Genomic DNA, 14,976 nt, shown 5'->3' with positions numbered 1-14,976 from the left:
GCTCAATGGCGGCGTGGGTAGTTGTACCCGATGCCCGTTGTGAGTAGGGTCACAAATAACCCGGGCGAAGGTGCCAGGGGGCCGGTCTGCGGCTGGATCACAAGTCCGGCGAGGGCCGACGAACACGAGCCGGAAGGTCGCGATCACCTGTGTTGACGGATAAGGCGGGAAAGGGAGTGGACCAAGCCACTCCGGACCCGGAACAAACAGCGCATCATCCATTGCGGACTGGCGGCAATCTGCTGCAGTTGATATCCCCCGACGGTGAGCGGATCAGCCACCCGGAGTTCGATCTGTGGATCAAGGACATCGGCGACGAGCAGCTCTGTGCCCTTTACGAGGACATGACCGTTATCCGGCGCATCGACACTGAGGCGACCGCACTCCAGCGCCAGGGCGAACTGGCCCTGTGGCCGCCCCTCCTGGGACAGGAAGCCTCGCAGATCGGCTCCAGCCGTTGCCTGCGCGACGACGACTTTGTGTTCCCCAGCTACCGGGAGAGCGGAGTGGCCTACATCCGCGGCGCCCATCTCTCCGAAATCGCCAAGGTCTGGCGTGGCAATGCCTTGTACAGCTGGGATCCGCAGCGCATCAACATGGCTACTCCGCAGATCATCATCGGTTCGCAAAGCCTGCACGCCACCGGTTATGCCATGGGCGTCCAGCTTGACGGCGCCAGCACGGCGGTCCTTGCCTACTTCGGGGACGGGGCAACCAGCGAGGGCGACGTCAACGAGGCCATGGTCTTTGCCGCCAGCTTCCAGGCACCTGTGGTGTTCTTCTGCCAGAACAACCACTGGGCCATCTCGGAACCCGTTCGGCTCCAATCCCATATCCAGCTTGCTGACCGGCCCACCGGATTCGGCATTCCCAGCATGCGCGTGGATGGCAATGACGTCCTGGCGGTCATGGCTGCAACCCGCATAGCACTGGACCGGGCCCGCAAAGGCGGCGGACCGACGTTCATCGAGGCCGTGACCTACCGAATGGGCCCCCACACGACGGCCGATGATCCCACGCGCTACCGGGATGCCAATGAGCTTGAAGACTGGGCCGCGAAGGATCCTATCCTGCGCCTGCGAAGACTGCTGGAGGCCAAGGGGCTGCTCACCGGGGAACTTGAAGCCCAGGTCATGGCCAAGGCCGATGCCGTCGGTGCCGAACTCCGCACCAGCTGCACCACCATGCCGGACCCGGAACCCCTGGACGTCTTCAACCACGTCTACAGCACCCCGAACCCGTGGATTGAACGGCAGAAGGACCACTATTCCCGCTACTTGAACAGCTTCAACGAAACAGTCGAGGAAGGTGCCCTCTGATGTCCAAGCTCACTTTCGCCCGGGCCATCAACGCCGGCCTCCGCAAATCCCTCGAGAACGATCCCAAAGTGGTGCTCATCGGTGAGGACATCGGCACGCTCGGCGGCGTCTTCCGCGTCACCGATGGCCTGCAGAAAGACTTCGGCAAGCACCGCGTGATCGATTCCCCGCTGGCTGAGTCGGGCATTATCGGCACCGCCGTCGGTCTGGCCTACCGCGGCTACCGCCCGGTCTGCGAGATCCAGTTCGACGGCTTTATCTACCCCGCCTTCGACCAGATCGTCAGCCAAGTGGCCAAAATGCATTACCGGACGCAGGGCCGGGTGAAAATGCCCATCACCATCCGTGTTCCGTTCGGCGGCGGGATCGGATCGCCGGAGCACCACTCGGAATCGCCGGAAGCCTACTTCACGCATACTTCCGGGCTGAGGGTAGTCGCCGTGTCCAACCCCCAGGACGCCTACACCATGATCCAGCAGGCCATCGCCTCCGATGATCCCGTGCTGTACTTCGAGCCCAAGCGCCGGTACCACGACAAGGGTGATGTGGACGAAGGCCTGGACCTGTCCATGGCGATGCCCCTGGACAAGGCCGCGGTGGTCAATGCCGGTACGGACGTCACTTTGGTTGCCTACGGACCGCTGGTGAAGACCGCAAAGGACGCTGCGCAGGCCGCGGCCGATGAGGGCACGTCCGTGGAAGTCATTGATCTCCGGTCCTTGGCGCCCGTCGACTATCCGGTGGTCGAAGCTTCCGTCCGCAAGACCGGCCGGCTGGTGATCACGCATGAGGCCGGGCAGTCCGGCGGACTCGGCGCGGAGATTGCCGCGAGTATTACCGAACGCTGCTTCAACTACCTCGAGACCGCGCCGGTCAGGATCACCGGTTTCGATGTTCCGTACCCCTACTCGAAGGTGGAGATGCACCACCTGCCGGACCTGGACAGGATTCTCGACGGCGTTGACCGCGCCCTGGGACGTCCCAACTCACTGAGTGGACTGGAAGGATGACCGCCACCATGATCAAGGAATTCAGGCTGCCGGACCTTGGTGAAGGACTGACCGAGTCGGAAATCCTCAGCTGGAAAGTAGCCGTGGGGGACACCGTGGCGCTGAACCAGGTCATCGCCGAGGTGGAAACGGCCAAGGCCGTGGTTGAACTGCCCTCGCCGTTCGCGGGGGTGGTGGCGGCGCTGCATGAGCAGCCAGGCACGGTAGTGGAAGTCGGCAAGCCGATCGTCTCCTTCGAAGTGGACGATGCTGGTTCCACGAGCGGTGCTGGTTCCACGAGCGGTGCCGGTTCCTCCGGCGGCAAGCCGGCCGGCGGCGGCGCCCCAACTGAGGAAACCACGGCTCCGGCAACCCCCGCCAAACGCGAGCCGAACCTGGTGGGCTACGGCGCCGTCGTCGAACATACCGGACGGCCCACTCGGCGGGTCCGCGGCCAGGCCATGACGCCCGTGCCGCAGGACCGCGTCGAAGCCCAAACAGCGGCACCTGCTGCCCCGGCCGCCGCGAAGCAGCCCGTCGTGCAGCAGCCCGCCGTCGAACAGCCCGCCGTCGAACAGTCCGTCGTGGAGCACGAAGCCGGAGAGCGGCCGCGTTCCACCCCGCCCGTGCGAAAGCTGGCACGGGACCTCGGCATCAACCTCGAAGACGTGGCCGGAAGCGGTCCGCGCGGCCTCATCACGCGTGAGGATGTCCAGAACTTGGCGAAGCCGTCCGGGGATGCTGTTTCCGCAACGCCAGCTCCGAGCGGCGACCGTGAAACGCGCACTCCCATTAAGGGCGTCCGTAAATTCACCGCAGCGGCCATGGTCCAGAGTGCTTTCTCTGCACCGCATGTCACGGAGTTCCTCACCGTTGACGTCACGGCAACCATGGAACTGCTGGCTCGGCTCAAAGGCAGCAAGGCTTTCGAGGGCGTGAAGCTGACGCCGCTCACCATCGCGGCCAAGGCTGTGTTGATCGCGCTGCGGAACAACCCCACGTTGAACTCGCGCTGGGATGAGGAACGGCAGGAGATTGTCCAGTTCAACTACGTCAACCTCGGCATTGCCGCGGCGACGCCCAGGGGGCTGACCGTGCCCAACATCAAGGACGCGCACGGGCTTTCACTTCGTGGGCTCGCCACCGAACTCTCGGAGCTGACGGAAACCGCCCGCGCCGGAAAGACCACGCCCGCCGAACTCTCCGGTGGGACCATCTCCATCACCAACATCGGTGTTTTCGGGATCGACGCGGGCACACCCATCCTCAATCCAGGAGAAGCGGCGATCGTGGCCCTGGGGGCGGTCAGGAAAGCTCCTTGGGTGGTCGACGACGAACTGGCAGTCCGTCAGGTCATGTCCCTCAGCCTGTCCTTCGACCACCGCCTGGTGGACGGCGAACAAGGCTCCCGGTTCCTCGCGGACCTGGGTGCGATCCTGTCCGATCCCGCCATGGTCATGACCATGATCTAGGGCGGGTCGGCGGGTTCTGCTGGTGCGGTGGTTCTGCTGGTCCGGCGGGTTCAGTCTTCCGTGGGCGTGGTCCGGTTGGAATGCACGTGCCGCCAACTGTGCTCGGGTTCGAAACCAAGGATCCGCCGCGCCTTGTCGATGGACAGCATGGTTTCGTGCTGGCCCAGTTCCTTGACCACGTCGACGCCGGGGAACACCTCGGCGGCCAGTTCGGCGCTGCTTCGGCTCATCACCGTGTCCGCGGCCGCGATGATGAACGCTTCGAAGCCCGGAGCGGCGGTCTCCAAGGCCCGGGCAACGGCCTGCGCGCCGTCGCGTGCATCAATGTAGCCCCAGAGGTTCCACTTCCGGAGATTGGCGTCCTGGTCGAAGGAGGGGAATGCGTCGTAATCCTCCGGATCCATGACGTTGGAAAAGCGCAGTGCCGTGATGCTCAAATCGGGGTCCCAGCGGGTGAGCTGGATGGCCATGTGTTCTTCCAGGTGCTTCACCAGTGAGTACGTGCTCTCAGGACGTGCCGGGTACTCCTCGTCCACCGGGATGTAGGGCGGCGGGGTATCGAACGGCAGGCCGAGCACGGTCTCGCTGGAGGCGTAGACGAGCTTCTTGATCCCGGCCCGGCGGGCGGACTGGAAGACGTTGTAGGTGGACAGCATATTGTTCTCGAACGTGGCTGCGTCCGGCGCCAGGCCAGGGGCCGGGATGGCCGCCAAGTGGACCACAGCGTCGAGTCCGTTGTGCCGGTCGTCCAATCCGTGGATGACGTCGGCTACCTGGCCGTAGTTCCGGAGATCCACCGTGACGAAGCCTTGGCTGCGCTGGCCCACCTGGTCAAGGTTGAAGACAGTGTGGCCATCCTGCCCCAGCCGGCGGACCACGCTCCTGCCCAGCTTTCCACTTCCACCGGTGACGGCAATCTTCATGATGAGCTCCCTTCCTGGACCTTCCTGGACCGAGGTGTGACGTTTCAAACCGCTGCACTTCAGCCTAGGTGGACACGGACCCGGTGACAGCCCCCGAAAGTGGTCCTGTGCGTCCTAGGAAAGACAGTCCATGCCAAGCGCGGGCGCGGGTGGCGGCTCAGGCGTAGGCAAGGCTTGGTGGTTGCCGTTGGCTCCTGTCTGCACTCCCGGGTAGTGGCGGAGCGGTGGAGGAGTAGGTGTGGCCGGTGGGGGTGGTGATTTTGAGTTGGTGTCTGTTGCCTGGTTCGGGTTTGGTGCTCCAGCCGGGGTTTTCTTTGGTGTGGTTGCAGTGTTCGCAGAGTCCGGCTGCGTTGGTGAGGGTGGTTTTGCCGCCTTGTGACCAGGGGATGATGTGGTCGTGGTGGCGGATGGGGGCGTCGCAGTAGGGGGTGCGGCAGAGGTTGTCGCGGGTTTGGATGAAGCGGCGCATTCCGGCTGGGAAGAAGCGGGCTCGTGAGTCCATGGCGAGGAGTTCGCCGGTGGTTGGTGCGGTGTAGAGGCGGCGGAGCCAGATGTTGAGCTCGGGGTTGCTGGTGGGGAGTTGCCTTGCCCATTCGGCGGGGACGGTGCCGTAGCCGTCCAGGCGGGCTGGTTCGGAGTCGCTTTGGAGGAGGGTGCGGTCGGTGATGACGAGTTGCAGGTCGATGCCGGTGAAGCCTTGGCGGGTGCCGGTGATGCATTCGGTGAGGGTGTCGGCCATGATTTGGCCGCGTGTGCGGGTGTCGCTGTTGGAGCGTGCGGTGCTGGCTGCGTTGGTGAGTGCTTTGTAGACGGCGACTCCTTGGGCCACGGGCAGGAGTGCGGTGAGGTAGGTCATGGTGTCGGGTGCGGGGCGGAGGCTGACGTGCCGTTCGGTGGTGGCGTGGGCTGCGCGTTGGGTGATGGAGCGGGGGTCGCGGCGGTAGGCGGCGGCTTTGGCGGCGGCGGTGATGGTTTTGTCTCCGGCGCCGTTGAAGGTGCCGGTGTCCGGGGCGAGTTCGTCGTCGACGGCGCAGCGGTCTTCGGCGGAGAGACACGCGGTTTCCTTTACGAGGAGGGTGGCGCGCCATTCGTTGAGTTGTCCTGTTTCGAGGGCTTTCAGGGTGCGGGGCATTTCGGTGACGAGTGCTTTGGCCAGGCCCAGGAGGCGGGAGCCTTTGCTGGGTGATTCGCGCCGGGCCAGGGCTACTTGGGCGGCCACGCCGCGGCCCTGCTCGCTGGCCGGGACCCCGGCGTTGGCTTGTTCCTGCCGCTGTGCCAGGTCAAACGCCACCGCGATCTTGGCCTGCAAGGCGGAGATCGCCGACTTCATGTCCTCAAGAGCCCGCAACTGATCGACCATGATTTTGCTGTCTGCTGCAATCTGCAGCATGCCAATAGCTGTGAGGAGTTGCGCGGTGGTGGGGTCTGCTGCCGGGCCGTGAAGTGGCTCAACCCCTGTTGTCAGGACGCGAGCGTACTCAGGGGCAGGCGACGACTGTTCGGTGTCTGTCGCCTGTAGCAGTTGAGCTCCGTCCATGCCTTAAGTCTTTCAGCTGGCTGAGGCCAGCAGCAGCCCGACTCTGCCCTATGTGGACAACCTTGGATCATCGCGCCCCGCAGCCATCAGCGCAGCGAACGCCATCTGCTCCAGGATCGGCCGGGCGGCCTTTGCCGCGATCCTCCGGCCGTGCTGGCGGACAGAGTGCGGGGTGGAGTTGATCAAGCCGAAGGCGGCGTGGGCACGGACGCGCAGGTCTGCGGTGTCTATGCCGGAGTGGAGTTGCCCCAGGACTTTGACCCACGTTTCCACGTAGGAGCGCTGCAGGGACCTGACCTCCGCCTGGTCGGTCTCGCCGAGGCTTCCGAAGTCCCGGTCCTGGACACGGATCACATCGGGATTCTTCAATGCGAAGTCGACGTGGAATGCAATCAGCCCCCGCAAGGCCGAGGATGGGTCATCGGCCTCCGCAATGACTTTTTGCCCACCGCTTAACAGGTCGCGGCTGACACTGAGCAGCAATTCCGCCAGCACTGCCTGCTTGCCCGGAAAGTGCCGGTACACCGCTGGGCCGCTGACCCCGGCGGCAGCCCCGAGGTCTTCGAGCGAGACCCTGCTGAACCCGTTGTCGGCGAAGAGGCTGGCCGCTGCTGAGAGCAACGCCAGGCGCCGTTCCTCCTTGGCCTGGCTTCGCTGCGTGGTGGCGGCACGGGTGCCATCCACCTCGGCAGGGGGCGTTCCAACCACGTTTTCCTCCTTGGCACCGGCCGCCCCGCGGGGCTGTGCTGGACATCACAGTTAATACAGACTAACCTAAATTTCAGTTACGTGGCACTAACCGAAATGGTCCGCACCTCAGAAACGGGCCGGGAATGGATCAGTGGTCGATGCAGACAATCGCCAGCACGGCAGGTGCCTCAACAGGCTCCTTCCACGCCAACCAGGAAGCCCAAGCGGCGCTCGTGAAGGACTTGAAGGAGCGGCTAGCCAGGGCGGCCCTGGGCGGACCGGAGAAGTCGAGGGAACGGCACGTGGCCCGCGGCAAGCTCCTTCCGCGCGAGCGCATCGACTACCTGCTGGACGAGGGCAGCCCGTTCCTGGAAATCGCCCCCCTGGCCGCGAACGGCATGTACAACGACGATTCCCCGGGCGCCGGGGTCATTGCCGGGATCGGGCTGGTCCACGGACGCCACGTCCTGGTGATCTCCAACGACGCCACGGTCAAAGGCGGCACCTACTATCCGATGACCGTCAAGAAGCACCTCCGGGCGCAGGAAATTGCCCTGGAAAACAAGCTTCCATGCATCTACCTCGTGGATTCCGGGGGAGCGTTCCTGCCGAAACAGGACGAGGTCTTCCCGGACAAGGAACACTTCGGGCGGATCTTCTACAACCAAGCCAAAATGTCCGCCGCCAAGATTCCGCAGATAGCCTCGGTGATGGGTTCGTGCACCGCAGGCGGAGCCTACGTCCCGGCGATGAGTGATGAGACGGTCATCGTCCGCAACCAAGGCACCATCTTCCTGGGCGGCCCGCCCTTGGTGAAGGCGGCCATCGGTGAAATCGTCACTGCAGAAGAACTTGGCGGCGGTGAGGTCCACGCCAAAATTTCCGGTGTGGCAGACCACCTGGCCGAGAACGACCAGCACGCACTGGAGATCGTCCGCGACATTGTGGCGACGTTGCCCAAGCCCGCTGCGCCGGTATGGAACGTGCTCGACGTCGTCCTGCCGCCCGTCGTCGATCCTTCCGGGATCTACGGCGTGGTTCCCACGGATGTCAACGCCCAGTACGACGTCCGGGAAGTCATCGCCAGGCTCGTTGACGGTTCGGAATTCCACGAGTTCAAGAAGGACTACGGCTCCACCCTGGTCACCGGGTTCGCCCATCTGCACGGACATCCTGTGGGGATTGTGGCCAACAACGGGGTGCTGTTCAGCGAATCGTCCCTGAAGGGCGCGCATTTCATTGAAGTCTGCGACCAGCGCGGCATCCCGTTGATCTTCCTGCAGAACCTCTCCGGTTTCATGGTGGGCAAGGACTACGAACAGGGCGGCATCGCCAAGAACGGGGCCAAGATGGTCACCGCAGTGGCCACGGCCCGGGTGCCCAAATTGACCGTGGTGATCGGCGGCAGCTTCGGGGCAGGAAACTACTCCATGTGCGGGCGCGCCTACTCGCCGCGGTTCCTGTGGATGTGGCCGGCCGCGCGGATCTCGGTGATGGGAGGCAACCAGGCTTCCAGCGTCCTGGCCACCGTCAAGCGCGAACAATACGAGGCCCGCGGCGAGGAATGGTCCGCCGAGGAGGAAGAAGCCTTCAAAGCGCCCATCAAACAGCAGTACGAGGACCAGGGGAGTCCCTACTACTCCACGGCCCGGCTCTGGGATGACGGCATCATCGATCCCGCGGACACTCGCCGGGTCCTGGGCATGGCCTTGGACGTGGTGTCCCGCCAGCAACTGCCCGAGACCTCCTTCGGCCTCTTCAGGATGTGACCATGACACTGCCAGCACCCACTGCGAAGCCACTGACCAGGGCCAGCACCCCACCCTTCACCACAGTCCTTGTCGCCAACCGCGGGGAGATCGCCTGCCGCGTGATCCGGACCCTCAAGGACATGGGGATTCGTTCCGTGGCCGTGTACTCCGAGGCGGACAAGCACGCCAAGCACGTGGAGCTCGCGGACACCGCCGTGGCCATCGGCGGCACGGCCCCGTCCCAGAGCTACCTGAAGATCGACGCCATCATCGATGCCTGCCGCCGGACCGGTGCAGAAGCCGTGCATCCCGGCTATGGATTCCTGTCCGAGAATGTGGACTTCGCCAAGGCCCTGGGCGCTGCAGGCATCACCTTCATTGGCCCCGGCGTCGAGGCGCTCGAAGTGATGGGGGACAAGATCCGGTCCAAGAACCACGTAATGGATTTTGGCGTCCCGTGCACGCCGGGCATCGCGAGTCCCGGCCTCACGGACCAGGACCTCATTGACGCCGCCCCGGGCGTGGGCTTCCCCCTGTTGATCAAGCCCTCCGCAGGTGGCGGCGGCAAGGGCATGCATGTGGTGGAGCGGCCGGAGGACCTTCCCGCGATCCTTGGCACAGCCCGCCGTGTGGCAGCCTCCGCGTTCGGGGACGACACATTGTTCCTGGAACGGTTGGTCAGCACGCCCCGCCACATCGAAGTCCAGGTCCTGGCCGATAACCATGGCAACGTCATCCACCTCGGCGAGCGGGAATGCTCTCTCCAGCGCCGGCACCAGAAGGTGATCGAGGAAGCTCCCTCGGCACTGTTCGATTCGCTTCCGGACGGGCAAGCGCAACGGGACAAGATCGGGGAAGCAGCCTGCAATGCGGCGCGTTCCGTGAACTACAGTGGCGCCGGCACAGTGGAGTTCCTTGTCTCCGATGAGCACCCGGATGAGTTCTTCTTCATGGAGATGAACACGCGGCTCCAGGTGGAACACCCGGTCACGGAAATGGTGACGGGCATGGACCTCGTGGAATGGCAGTTGCGGATCGCCGCCGGCGAGCCGCTCACAGTGGCGCAGTCCGACGTCGTGCTTGACGGCCACGCAGTGGAGGCGCGCGTCTACGCGGAGGTGCCGGAGCGGAACTTCATGCCGTCCATGGGTCGGGTGGAGCTGCTGGACGAAGGCGGCACGGACCCGGGGGTCCGGATCGACTCGGCCATGCGGGGCGGGCTTCAGATCACCGGCGACTACGATCCCATGCTCGCCAAGGTCATCGCCTGGGGTCCGGAACGCACGGAAGCCCTGGACGCGCTCGATGCCGCCTTGGCTGGATACACGCTCCTGGGAGTGGACACCAATGTCGAATACCTGCGCCTGCTCATCAACGATCCCGAGGTGCGCGCCGGCCACCTGGACACGGGGTTGATCGAGCGCAAACTGCCGGACATGGCCTTTCGTCACGTCGGTGCCGACGAGGTGACGGCCGCCGGGGTGGCCCGGTGGCTGGGGCGAACCGGTTTCCTTCAGGCCGGACGCGCGTGGGCCAGCCCGGACTCCTGGCGCCTCGGTGCCCCAGCTGCGTGGAGCGCCACGTTCGGCCTGCCTGGCGGGGAAACTGCTACCGCCTGGGTCACCGAAGAGCAGGGGCAATTGAGCGTCAGGGTCGACGCCGGTGCTGGCGTCGGGCGCGCCGCCGCGCCGGTGACCGTACGTGACCACGGTGCAGACCGGCTGGAGCTGGAGATCGACGGCGTCCACGTTACCTTCGCCCTCGGCGCCGCGGATGGTGCCCTCTTCCTCGGCAACGACGGCTGGTCCTGCCGCCTTGAGGTGCTGGACCGCGCCGAGAGGCTTCGGCGGATGCTCGCCGGAATCCAGCGTGAAGAAGGCACCGCCGATCCCGAGGTGCGCTCGCCGATGCCCGGAACAGTGGTTTCCGTCTCAGTGGCGGACGGCGACCCGGTCCAGGAAGGACAAGTGCTGCTCGCCGTCGAAGCCATGAAGATGGAGCACCAGTTGGTGGCCTCCGTGTCCGGCACAGTCCACCTGACCACCACAACCGGCGACCAGGTCAAAGCAGACCAGGTCCTCGCCACGATCCACAGTGCGGCACCCGCCGAAGATCCGGCGGCCGCCACAGACAAGGAAGTCCAGCCATGAGCACTTTTGACCTCTCCGAGGAATACCAGGACCTCAGCGATTCCGTCCGGGAATTCGCCGACGAAGTGGTGGCCCCCGTCTCCGCCAAGCACGACGAAGAACACAGCTTCCCCTACGCGATCGTGAAGCAGATGGGGGAGATGGGCCTCTTTGGCCTGCCCTTCCCCGAGGAGTACGGCGGCATGGGCGGGGACTACTTCGCCTTGGCCCTGGCCCTGGAACAATTGGGCAGGGTGGACCAGTCGGTCGCCATCACCTTGGAAGCCGGCGTTTCGTTGGGCGCCATGCCGGTGTACCGCTTTGGGACCGAGGAACAGAAGCAGGAATGGCTGCCCCAGCTTGCATCCGGCAGCGCGCTCGCAGGGTTCGGCCTCACGGAGCGGGAGGCCGGCTCGGATGCCGGCGGAACAAAGACGCACGCCCATCTTGAGCACGGCGAATGGGTCATCAACGGCAACAAGGAATTCATCACCAACTCCGGAACGGACATCACCGCCCTGGTCACCGTCACGGCCGTGACAGGCAAGGAAGAACGCCCGGACGGCAGCGTCAAGAAGGAGATCTCCACCATCCTGGTCCCCACGGAGACGCCCGGGTTCAAAGCCGAAAAGCCGTACAACAAGGTGGGGTGGAACGCCTCCGATACCCATCCGCTGACCCTGGACAACGTCCGTGTCCCCGAGGCCAACCTGCTGGGCGAACGCGGCCGCGGCTACGCCAACTTCCTGTCCATCCTCGACGAAGGCCGCATCGCGATCGCCGCTTTGGCCACGGGCGCGGCCCAGGGCTGCGTGGATCTTTCGGTGAAATACGCCAAGGAACGCAGCGCCTTTGGGCAGAACATCGCCAAGTACCAGGCCATCCAGTTCAAGATTGCCCGCATGCAGGCCCGGGCCCACACGGCACGCCTGGCGTACTACGACGCCGCGGCCAGGATGCTGGCGGGCAGGCCGTTCAAGACCGAAGCGGCCATCGCTAAGATGGTCGCAGGCGAGGCAGCCATGGACAACGCGCGGGACGCCACCCAGGTGTTCGGCGGCTATGGCTTCATCAACGAGTTCACCGTGGCGCGCCACTACCGTGACTCCAAAATCCTGGAAGTCGGGGAAGGCACCACGGAAGTCCAGTTGATGCTCATCGCCCGCGAGCTGGGTCTGTAACCGCAGGGGAAGGATCAAGGATGATTGACAAGGTTGTTGCCAGCGCCGCGGAAGCGGTGAAGGACATCCCGGACGGCGCGTCGCTCGCAGTAGGCGGGTTCGGCCTGTGTGGCATTCCCGTAGCCCTCATTGACGCGCTCCACCAGCAAGGGACCACGGAACTGGAAACCGTGAGCAACAACTGCGGCGTGGACGATTGGGGCCTTGGCATCCTTCTCAAGGATGGCCGCATCCGCCGGACCATCAGCTCCTACGTGGGCGAGAACAAGGAATTTGCCCGCCAGTACCTCGCCGGTGAACTGGAGGTTGTGCTCACGCCACAAGGCACCCTCGCCGAGAAGCTACGGGCCGGCGGTGCGGGCATCCCGGCGTTCTACACCAAGGCCGGCGTGGGAACCCAGGTGTCCGAAGGTGGCCTTCCGCAAAAGTACGACGCCGACGGAACCATTGCAATCGCGTCCGCACCAAAGGAGGTGCGCACCTTCAACGACGCCGACTACGTGCTCGAAGAATCATTGACACCCGACTTCGGGCTGGTTCACGCCTGGAAGGGGGACCGCCACGGAAACCTGGTTTTCCACGCGGCGGCCATGAACTTCAATCCGCTCTGTGCCATGGCGGCGCGGACCACCATCGCTGAGGTGGAAGAGCTCGTGGAGCCAGGGGAACTGGACCCGGAGCACATCCACACCCCCGGTATCTTCGTCCAACGCGTGGTCCTCGCGCCGACGTCGGAGAAACGGATCGAGAAACGAACGGTGGCCCTGTCCACCACGGCCCAGACCAACCAGGCGGGAGCGTAGCCATGGAAATGAACAGCCTGCAGGATGTACCGCCCCGTCCCGAAGCCGTGCGGCACGAATACCGGCGTGCCGACGTCGAGCACCACGAGGCGAAAGGGTGGACGCGCAACGAACTGGCCGCCCGCGTTGCCCAGGAACTGGAAAACGGCCAGTACGTGAACCTGGGGATCGGCATGCCAACCCTCATCCCGAACTACATTCCGAACGGTGTGGAAGTCATCCTGCACTCGGAAAACGGGATCCTGGGCGTGGGTCCTTATCCGGCCGAGGACCAGGTTGACCCGGACCTGATCAATGCGGGCAAGGAAACCGTGACCACCAACGCCGGTGCCGCCTTCTTCGACTCGGCGTCCTCCTTTGGCATGATCCGGGGAGGGCACGTGGACGTGGCGGTCCTGGGCGCCATGGAAGTGGCGGCCAACGGCGACCTCGCCAACTGGATGATTCCGGGCAAGATGGTCAAGGGCATGGGCGGGGCCATGGACCTGGTGTTCGGCGCCAAAAAGGTCATCGTGATGATGGAGCACGTGGACCGTAACGGCCGGCCGAAAATCGTGCAGGACTGTGCCCTGCCGTTGACCGGCAAGGGCTGCGTGGACCGCATCATCACGGACCTTGCGGTGATCGACGTCGTCAAGGACGAAGGAGAGCCGCGGTTGGTGCTCCGCGAACTGGCGCCGAACGTGACGCTCGACGACGTTCTGGCCGCCACAGGGGCTGAGCTGTTCGAAGAGGACCAGGAACTGACCGTATGACGGACACCAATCCGCGGGTGGTCGAGCAGCGGGGGCTCTATTTCGACGAGCTGGAGGAAGGAGTTGTCTACGCCCACAAACCCGGCCGGACAGTGACAGAGGCGGACAACGTCCTGTTCACGACCCTCACCATGAATACCCAGGCCCTCCACTTGGATGCTGCGTGGAGTTCAACTCAGCCGTTCGGGCAAAGGCTCATGAACTCGATGTTCACGTTGTCCACCATGGTGGGTCAGTCCGTGACGCAATTGACGCAAGGAACCATCGTTGCGCAGTTGGGCCTCACGGACGTCACGTTCCCGCACCCGCTCTTCCACGGGGATACGCTGTACACGGAAACGGTGGTCACCGGCAAACGGCTCTCCTCATCCCGTCCGGGCCAAGGCTTGGTGACCATGCAACACACTGGCCGCAACCAGGACGGCGCCGTGGTGGCCCTGGCAACCAGGACCTGCCTGATGTGGACCAGGGACGCCCACGCGTCCCACGTTTCCGGTCACTGATCCTCGAGCAGCAAGGAACCTCATGCAGCCTCCGTTCACCATGGGCCCAGCCCTCCTGTTCTGCCCGGCGGACCGCCCTGAACGCTTCGGCAAAGCCGCCGACCGTGCGGACGCCGTGATCCTTGACCTGGAAGATGCCGTGGCACAGGCGGACAAGCTGCGTGCACGGGAGGCAATTCTTGCGCAGCAGGGCACCGGCGGCCTGGAGCCGTCCCGGACCATTGTTCGCGTCAATCCGGTGGGTTCGCCCGAGTTCGGGCTCGACCTCGAAGCTTTGGCGGGGACGCCCTACCGAACCGTCATGCTGGCCAAGGCGGAGAGCGCCGCGCAACTAAAGGCCCTCGAGGGTTACCAGGTGATTGCCTTGTGTGAAACCGCGGCCGGAGTCGTCAATGCGCCATCGATCGCTGCGGAACCGAACGTCGTGGCACTCATGTGGGGTGCCGAAGACCTGCTCGCGTCGTTGGGTGGCCTGTCCAGCAGGAACGACGACGGCGGGTACCGGGCGGTTGCGCTGCACTCCCGTTCCGCTGTGCTGCTTGCCGCGAAGGCTGCAGGCAAGGAAGCCATCGACGCTGTGTACGTGAACATCCCGGACCTTGAGGGGCTCGGTGCCGAGTCCCTGGACGCCGTGGCCAGTGGCTTTGGAGCGAAGGCGTGCATCCACCCGAACCAGGTGGCTGTGGTCCGTGAGGCCTACGCGCCCACGGCTGAGGCCGCAGCCCAAGCCGCCGAGCTGCTCGAAGCAGCATCGGCGGCAGGCTCAGGAGTGTTCCAGTTCAAGGGCAAGATGATCGATGGGCCTATCCTCAAGCACGCCGAGTCAGTGCTTCGCCGGGCAGGCCGCTAACCCACCGCGAGATGGCATTTAATGCCAATGTTTCGCGGAAACACTGCCACTAAATGCCATCTCGGCGTGGTGTG

General features: G+C 64.6%; 13 protein-coding genes. 10 read left to right on the top strand and 3 right to left on the bottom strand.

What is annotated here, in order from left to right; translation table 11 throughout:
• Window positions 1-149: 149 nt before the first annotated feature.
• The 3 genes from pdhA to ACIPV6_RS13525 are packed head-to-tail and all read left to right on the top strand — an operon-like array spanning window position 150 to window position 3,780.
• Window positions 150-1,319: a pyruvate dehydrogenase (acetyl-transferring) E1 component subunit alpha gene (pdhA, locus tag ACIPV6_RS13535; RefSeq protein ID WP_400271370.1), complete on the top strand. Its 1,170-nt coding sequence runs from the start codon at window positions 150-152 to the stop codon at window positions 1,317-1,319.
• Window positions 1,319-2,329, top strand: a complete 1,011-nt coding sequence (locus ACIPV6_RS13530) for an alpha-ketoacid dehydrogenase subunit beta (protein ID WP_400271369.1) — start codon at window positions 1,319-1,321, stop codon at window positions 2,327-2,329. The genes pdhA and ACIPV6_RS13530 overlap by 1 nt, the downstream gene beginning before the upstream one ends.
• Window positions 2,326-3,780: a dihydrolipoamide acetyltransferase family protein gene (locus ACIPV6_RS13525; RefSeq protein WP_400271368.1), complete on the top strand. Its 1,455-nt coding sequence runs from the start codon at window positions 2,326-2,328 to the stop codon at window positions 3,778-3,780. The genes ACIPV6_RS13530 and ACIPV6_RS13525 overlap by 4 nt, the downstream gene beginning before the upstream one ends.
• Before the next feature lie 50 nt (window positions 3,781-3,830).
• Here the strand turns inward: ACIPV6_RS13525 and ACIPV6_RS13520 are convergent, their stop codons facing one another.
• The 3 genes from ACIPV6_RS13520 to ACIPV6_RS13510 form a co-directional block, all read right to left on the bottom strand.
• Window positions 3,831-4,703, bottom strand: a complete 873-nt coding sequence (locus ACIPV6_RS13520; RefSeq protein WP_400271367.1) for an NAD-dependent epimerase/dehydratase family protein — start codon at window positions 4,701-4,703, stop codon at window positions 3,831-3,833.
• A gap of 157 nt (window positions 4,704-4,860) precedes the next feature.
• A complete protein-coding gene (locus tag ACIPV6_RS13515; RefSeq protein WP_400271421.1) occupies window positions 4,861-6,093 on the bottom strand; it encodes a DUF222 domain-containing protein in 1,233 nt (410 codons plus the stop codon).
• A gap of 195 nt (window positions 6,094-6,288) precedes the next feature.
• Window positions 6,289-6,948, bottom strand: a complete 660-nt coding sequence (locus tag ACIPV6_RS13510; RefSeq protein ID WP_400271366.1) for a TetR/AcrR family transcriptional regulator — start codon at window positions 6,946-6,948, stop codon at window positions 6,289-6,291.
• A 140-nt stretch (window positions 6,949-7,088) separates the two neighbouring features.
• Between ACIPV6_RS13510 and ACIPV6_RS13505 the strand changes: the two genes are divergently transcribed.
• The 7 genes from ACIPV6_RS13505 to ACIPV6_RS13475 are packed head-to-tail and all read left to right on the top strand — an operon-like array spanning window position 7,089 to window position 14,902.
• Complete coding sequence (locus ACIPV6_RS13505) at window positions 7,089-8,699, top strand: carboxyl transferase domain-containing protein (RefSeq protein WP_400271365.1); 1,611 nt, start codon at window positions 7,089-7,091, stop codon at window positions 8,697-8,699.
• 2 nt (window positions 8,700-8,701) lie between these two features.
• Entirely contained in the window at window positions 8,702-10,831 is a 2,130-nt protein-coding gene (locus tag ACIPV6_RS13500) for an acetyl/propionyl/methylcrotonyl-CoA carboxylase subunit alpha (RefSeq protein ID WP_400271364.1), read from the top strand.
• A complete protein-coding gene (locus ACIPV6_RS13495; RefSeq protein WP_400271363.1) occupies window positions 10,828-11,991 on the top strand; it encodes an acyl-CoA dehydrogenase family protein in 1,164 nt (387 codons plus the stop codon). Before ACIPV6_RS13500 ends, ACIPV6_RS13495 begins: the two co-directional genes overlap by 4 nt.
• Before the next feature lie 20 nt (window positions 11,992-12,011).
• Entirely contained in the window at window positions 12,012-12,794 is a 783-nt protein-coding gene (locus tag ACIPV6_RS13490) for a CoA transferase subunit A (protein ID WP_400271362.1), read from the top strand.
• Window positions 12,795-12,796: 2 nt separating this feature from the next.
• Window positions 12,797-13,549 carry a CoA transferase subunit B gene (locus tag ACIPV6_RS13485; protein ID WP_400271361.1) on the top strand — a complete coding sequence of 251 codons (753 nt, stop codon included), beginning with the start codon at window positions 12,797-12,799 and terminating at the stop codon, window positions 13,547-13,549.
• On the top strand, window positions 13,546-14,052 hold the full coding sequence (locus ACIPV6_RS13480) for a MaoC family dehydratase (RefSeq protein WP_400271360.1): 507 nt from the start codon (window positions 13,546-13,548) through the stop codon (window positions 14,050-14,052). Before ACIPV6_RS13485 ends, ACIPV6_RS13480 begins: the two co-directional genes overlap by 4 nt.
• 22 nt (window positions 14,053-14,074) lie before the next feature.
• Window positions 14,075-14,902 carry an HpcH/HpaI aldolase/citrate lyase family protein gene (locus ACIPV6_RS13475; protein ID WP_400271359.1) on the top strand — a complete coding sequence of 276 codons (828 nt, stop codon included), beginning with the start codon at window positions 14,075-14,077 and terminating at the stop codon, window positions 14,900-14,902.
• Window positions 14,903-14,976 lie beyond the last annotated feature (74 nt).

It is taken from the genome of Paenarthrobacter sp. NPDC089988, assembly GCF_044748465.1.
GTDB lineage: Bacteria > Actinomycetota > Actinomycetes > Actinomycetales > Micrococcaceae > Arthrobacter.
Note: the sequence above shows the minus strand (reverse complement) of the source record. Positions and strands in the feature narration are given on the sequence as shown.

Coding starts and splice junctions, on each gene's coding strand:
- ACIPV6_RS13520 (WP_400271367.1), bottom strand. CDS start 4,703: ATGAAGATTGCCGTCACCGGTGGAAGTGGAAAGCTGGGCAGGAGCGTG.
- ACIPV6_RS13505 (WP_400271365.1), top strand. CDS start 7,089: ATGCAGACAATCGCCAGCACGGCAGGTGCCTCAACAGGCTCCTTCCAC.
- ACIPV6_RS13480 (WP_400271360.1), top strand. CDS start 13,546: ATGACGGACACCAATCCGCGGGTGGTCGAGCAGCGGGGGCTCTATTTC.
- ACIPV6_RS13485 (WP_400271361.1), top strand. CDS start 12,797: ATGGAAATGAACAGCCTGCAGGATGTACCGCCCCGTCCCGAAGCCGTG.
- ACIPV6_RS13515 (WP_400271421.1), bottom strand. CDS start 6,093: ATGCTGCAGATTGCAGCAGACAGCAAAATCATGGTCGATCAGTTGCGG.
- ACIPV6_RS13490 (WP_400271362.1), top strand. CDS start 12,012: ATGATTGACAAGGTTGTTGCCAGCGCCGCGGAAGCGGTGAAGGACATC.
- ACIPV6_RS13530 (WP_400271369.1), top strand. CDS start 1,319: ATGTCCAAGCTCACTTTCGCCCGGGCCATCAACGCCGGCCTCCGCAAA.
- ACIPV6_RS13475 (WP_400271359.1), top strand. CDS start 14,075: ATGCAGCCTCCGTTCACCATGGGCCCAGCCCTCCTGTTCTGCCCGGCG.
- ACIPV6_RS13525 (WP_400271368.1), top strand. CDS start 2,326: ATGACCGCCACCATGATCAAGGAATTCAGGCTGCCGGACCTTGGTGAA.
- ACIPV6_RS13500 (WP_400271364.1), top strand. CDS start 8,702: ATGACACTGCCAGCACCCACTGCGAAGCCACTGACCAGGGCCAGCACC.
- ACIPV6_RS13495 (WP_400271363.1), top strand. CDS start 10,828: ATGAGCACTTTTGACCTCTCCGAGGAATACCAGGACCTCAGCGATTCC.